Source organism: Streptomyces sp., from assembly GCF_031181555.1.
In the GTDB taxonomy this organism is placed as follows: Bacteria; Actinomycetota; Actinomycetes; order Streptomycetales; family Streptomycetaceae; genus Streptomyces; species Streptomyces fimbriatus.
On sequence record NZ_JAPSKQ010000158.1, the window covers coordinates 10,112 to 14,740 of the forward strand.

Consider the following 4,629-nt stretch of genomic DNA (forward strand, 5'->3'; position numbering starts at 1 on the left):
CGGCGGGTCGGGGCGGGCTTCAGGAGCGTACTTCGAGCAGCGGGACCAGCTGCTCGGCAGGGGTCATCGAACCGTGGTTGCCGACCATCGCCGACTCGTTCGGCTCCCGCTCGGAGGCGATCAGCAGGACGTCGTCCCGCGCGGCGGCGACCACGTCGCCGATCCGCCGGTACACGCGCGCGTCGACCGCCGGTCCGAACCAGCCCGCCTCGATCGCCTCGTCCCGCGAGGCGACCCAGAACTGCTCGCCGAGCACCTCGCGCCAGCAGGTCAGCACGTCGTTCGCGGCGCCGGGCACGGCGTAGACGTGGCGGGCGCGTCCCTCGCCGCCGAGCAGGGCCACTCCGGCGCTCAGCTCCCAGTCCTCGTCGAAGTCGATGCGGTGCTCCTCGTCGAACGGGACGTCGATCATGCCGTGGTCGGCGGTGACGTAGAGCGCGCTGCGCGGCGGGAGCTGTTCGGCCAGACGCTGGACCAGGCGGTCGACGTACATGAGCTGGCCGCGCCAGGTGTCGGAGTCGACGCCGAAGCGGTGTCCCGCGCCGTCGACCTCGGCGTAGTACGTGTAGACCAGGGCGCGGTCGGCGGCGGCCAGCTGCTCGGCCGCGACGTCCATGCGCTCCTCCCCGGACAGCCGCCCGAGGAAGGTGCCGCCGCTGAGCGCGACCTTGGTCAGCGGGGTGTTCTCGAAGGCCGGGGAGGTGACCTGGGCGGCGTGCACCCCCGCCCGGTGGGCCAGCTGGAAGACGGTGGGGTACGGCTGCCAGGGACCGGGCGGGGCCCAGGGCTGCCAGCGCAGCTGGTTCATCAGCTCGCCGGTGTCCGGGTTGCGCACGGTGTAGCCGGGCAGGCCGTGCGCGCCCGGCGGGAGGCCGGTGCCCACGGAGGCCAGGGAGGTGGCGGTCGTCGCCGGGTAGCCGGCGGTGATCGGACGCCCGGTGCCGCCGCGCGAGGCGGCCAGCAGGGACGTCATGAAGGGGGCTTCCTCGGGGTGCGCCTTCAGCTGCTCCCAGCCCAGCCCGTCGATCAGGAACACGCAGTTCCGGTCGGCGGGGGTCAGCTCGGGGATCGCGGCGGTCGTGCCGGGGACGCCCATCCCCGCGGCGAGCGTGGGCAGCAGGTCGGCGAGCGAACCCGTGCCGTACTCGGGCCGGGGCGCGGAGTCCAGGGGGAGGGGCTGCGGGTGGAGGTCCCAGGCGGCGGCGTGCGAGGGGGACGCCGGCTGTGCGGTGGACGTGGATCGCGCGGGCTGTGCGGGCTGCGCCATCAGCGCGTCTGGTCCGCGGTCGCCTCGGAGAGGGCCTGCGCGAAGGCGAGCGCCTGGCGCACCGTCTCCGGTCCGTCACCCGCCTCGCTGACGCGCAGGCTCAGGTCGTCCGCCGTCGAGCTGCCGGTGTATCCGTGGTCGGCCTCGCAATTGGGGTCGCCGCAGGCGGCCGGTTCGAGGTCGATGCGGGAGACGGCGCCCCAGCCGATGGTGAGCACGATCTCGCGGGGCAGCGTGCCCGGCGTGTACGACTCCGGGTTGGCGACCACGCGGCTGACCACGATCGACGAGATCCGGCCGAGCTTGACCGACTCCGTGGACGTGGTGGCGTACGGCGTCGGGGAGGTGTTGTCCGCGGCCTGCTCGTCGGTGTGGCTGACGATGAAGCGGTGGTCGGTGAGGACGAGCACGGTCACATGCCGCCGCACCTCGTTCTGGTCGAACGTCGTCTCCTGGTGGACCAGGTACGACCGGATGGGCTCGCCGCCCACGGCGGCCTCCACCGCCTCGGCCACGAGGGCCGGGTAGTAGCCGCTGCGCTCGATCGCCGCCCGCAGCCCCTGGGTCGTCGTACTGGTCTTGGCCATGACGCCCATCCTACGGGGGACCACCGACTGCGAGGCACCGCTCGTGCGCGGGCACCTCGTCCCGGCCCGCTCTCCCCGGGCTTTCCGGCGTCTGCGCGCGCCCTCAGTACGCCACCGGGAGGGTCCGCGGACCGAGGTCGTCGCGGGCGGGGGGCGGGGCCAGGCGTACGGAGGCGCCGAGGACGCTCACGCCGCGCGGGGCGACGACGACCGGCTCGAGGGTGACCGCCACGACCTCCGGGTGATCGTCGACCAGCCGCGACACCCTCAGCAGCAGCTCCTCCAGCGCGGGAGTGTCGACCGGTGCCGAGCCGCGCCAGCCGAACAGGAGCGGGGCCGTCCGGATCGATCTCACCAACGAGGCCGCCTCCCGGTCGGTGACCGGGATCAGCCGGTGCGCCATGTCCCCGAGCAACTGTGAGGCGGCCCCGGCGAGGCCGAAGGAGAGCACGGCTCCGGCGGCGGGGTCGATGACCGCCCGTACGACGGTGTCGACACCGCGCGGTGCCATCCGCTGCACCACGGGGCGCAGCTCCTGCGGTGTGCCGAACAGCTCGGTCAATTCGGCGTACGCCCGGCGCAGTTGCTCCTCGTCCGCGAGGTCCAGGCGTACGCCGCCCAGGTCGGCGCGGTGCCTGAGGTGCGGCGCGGTCGCCTTGAGGGCCACGGGGTGGCCGAGGGTGCGCGCGGCCTCGGCCGCGGCGTCGGGGGTGGGGGCGGGCAGGGCCCGGTGGACGTGAATGCCGTACGTGCCGAGCAGGTCACAGGTCTCCTCGCTGCCGAGGGTGAGGCCCTGCCCGCGCGAGAGCAGCCCGTCGATGAGCGCGGCGGCGCCCCTCTCGTCGATGTCCTCGTACCCGGGCACCTTGCCGGGGTCGGCGGCGTCCCGCCGCCACTGCGCGTACGCGACGGCCTGGGCGAGGGCACGGACCGCGCGTTCGGCGGCGGGGTAGGCGGGGATGAGGTGGGTGCCTTCGGGCGGCGCGGCGGGGGCGGGCGGGCCGCCTGCGGTGGGCGTGTGTTCCGGGATCGGCCTGTGTTCCGGCGCCGGCGCGCGTTCTTCGGCGGGCGGTGCGGGGCGGGGGCCGTCCGCGGGGCCGGAAGCGGTCGCCGGGGACGTGGTGACCGGCGGCCGGGGTGATGTGGCCGGCGGTGTCCGCGGCGCGGTGGCCGCCGCTGCCGTCTGCGGTGCCGTGCTCGCGGCGGCCGAGAGTGCCTCCGCGAGGCCGCCGAGTTCCACGTGGACCACCAGGACCGGCTTGGACGGCGTCGCGGCGGCGGCCGAGCGCAGGGCCCCGGCCAGCGCCGCGTCACCGACCGATCCCTCCCCCACCGCCGGGATCGCGGTCACGACCACCGCGTCGCAGGTGTCGTCGGCCAGCGCCCGGGACAGCGCGGTGTGGAAGTCCGCCGCCGAGGCGGCGGTGGTGAGGTCCAGCGGGGGGTGCGGGCGCAGGCCCTCGGCGAGGCAGGCGTCGTAGGTGAGCAGGCCCAGGGACTCGGAGTTGCCGAGGATCGCCACCCGGGGTCCGGCCGGCAGGGGCTGGCGGGCGAGCAGCAGGCCCGCGTCGACCAGTTCGGTGATGGTGTCCACCCGGATCACCCCGGCCTGCCGCAGCAGCGCGGACACCGTCGCGTGCGGCAGCCGGGTCGCCCGTACGGCGTGTCCCCGGGGCCCGGCTCCGTGGCGTGCGCCCTGGACCACGACCAGCGGCTTCGCCGCCGCGGTCCGGCGGGCGAGGCGGGTGAACTTGCGGGGGTTGCCGATGGACTCCAGGTACATGAGGGCGACGTCGGTGTCGGGGTCCTCGTACCAGTACTGCAGGACGTCGTTGCCGGAGACGTCGGCCCGGTTGCCGGACGACACGAAGGTGGACACGCCCGTGACACCGGTGATGCCCGAGCCGCGCCGGTGCAGGCGCGACAGCAGGGCGACCCCGATGGCGCCGGACTGGGCGAACAGCCCGATCCGGCCGGGGCGGGGCATCTCGGGGGCGAGCGAGGCGTTCAGCCGGACGCCGGGGGACGTGTTGATGACGCCGAAGGCGTTCGGGCCGATGATCCGCATGCCGTACGTGCGCGCCTGCCGTACGAGGGCGCGCTGGCGCTCACGGCCGTCGGGGCCGGACTCGGCGTAGCCGGCGGAGACGACCACGAGCCCTTGCACGCCGTGCTCGCCGCACTCGGTGACGGCCTCGGGGACGCGCTCGGCGGGCACCGCGACGACCGCCAGGTCGACGTGCCCGTCGATGTCCCGCACCGAGCGGAAGGCCGGCACCCCGTCGAGCTCCTTCTGTTCTTCCGGAAGGGCCCTGTTCACGGCGTACAGGCGGCCGGTGAACCCGGCGTCCCGGATGTTGTCGAGGATGCTGCGCCCCACGCCGCCGGGGGTGCGGCCGGTGCCGACGACGGCCACCGAACCGGGGGCGAGCAGTCGCTGCACCGAGCGCGCCTCGGCGCGCTGTTCGCGTGCGTACTGCACGGCCAGGGAGCGGTCGGTGGGTTCGAGGTCGAGCTCCAGGCGGACGACGCCGTCCTCGAAGCTGCGCTTCTGGGTGTACCCGGCGTCGGTGAACACCTTGATCATCTTGGTGTTGGCGGGCAGCACCTCGGCGGCGAACCGGCGGATGCCGCGCTCCCGCGCGACGGCACCGATGTGTTCGAGCAGGGCGGAGGCGACGCCCCGGCCCTGGTGGGCGTCCTGCACCAGGAAGGCGACCTCGGCCTCGTCGGAGACAGGAGGGGCGGGCGCGGAGCGCCCTCCGGCAAGGGTGG

3 protein-coding genes are annotated in these 4,629 nt (G+C 74.9%); all 3 read right to left on the bottom strand.

Annotated elements, in window-relative coordinates; genetic code table 11:
- Window positions 1–19 precede the first annotated feature (19 nt).
- Complete coding sequence (locus RIM90_RS25425; protein WP_309063083.1) at window positions 20–1,267, bottom strand: alkaline phosphatase family protein; 1,248 nt, start codon at window positions 1,265–1,267, stop codon at window positions 20–22.
- Window positions 1,267–1,863: a DUF5998 family protein gene (locus tag RIM90_RS25430; RefSeq protein ID WP_309063085.1), complete on the bottom strand. Its 597-nt coding sequence runs from the start codon at window positions 1,861–1,863 to the stop codon at window positions 1,267–1,269. The genes RIM90_RS25425 and RIM90_RS25430 overlap by 1 nt, the downstream gene beginning before the upstream one ends.
- Window positions 1,864–1,957: 94 nt before the next feature.
- Window positions 1,958–4,629, bottom strand: a 2,672-nt coding sequence (locus tag RIM90_RS25435) for a GNAT family N-acetyltransferase (protein ID WP_309063084.1), incomplete at its 5' end; no start/stop codon positions are given.

Excerpts from the sequence above, each read along its gene's own strand:
- RIM90_RS25425 (WP_309063083.1), bottom strand. The coding sequence starts at position 1,267 with ATGGCGCAGCCCGCACAGCCCGCGCGATCCACGTCCACCGCACAGCCG.
- RIM90_RS25430 (WP_309063085.1), bottom strand. The coding sequence starts at position 1,863 with ATGGGCGTCATGGCCAAGACCAGTACGACGACCCAGGGGCTGCGGGCG.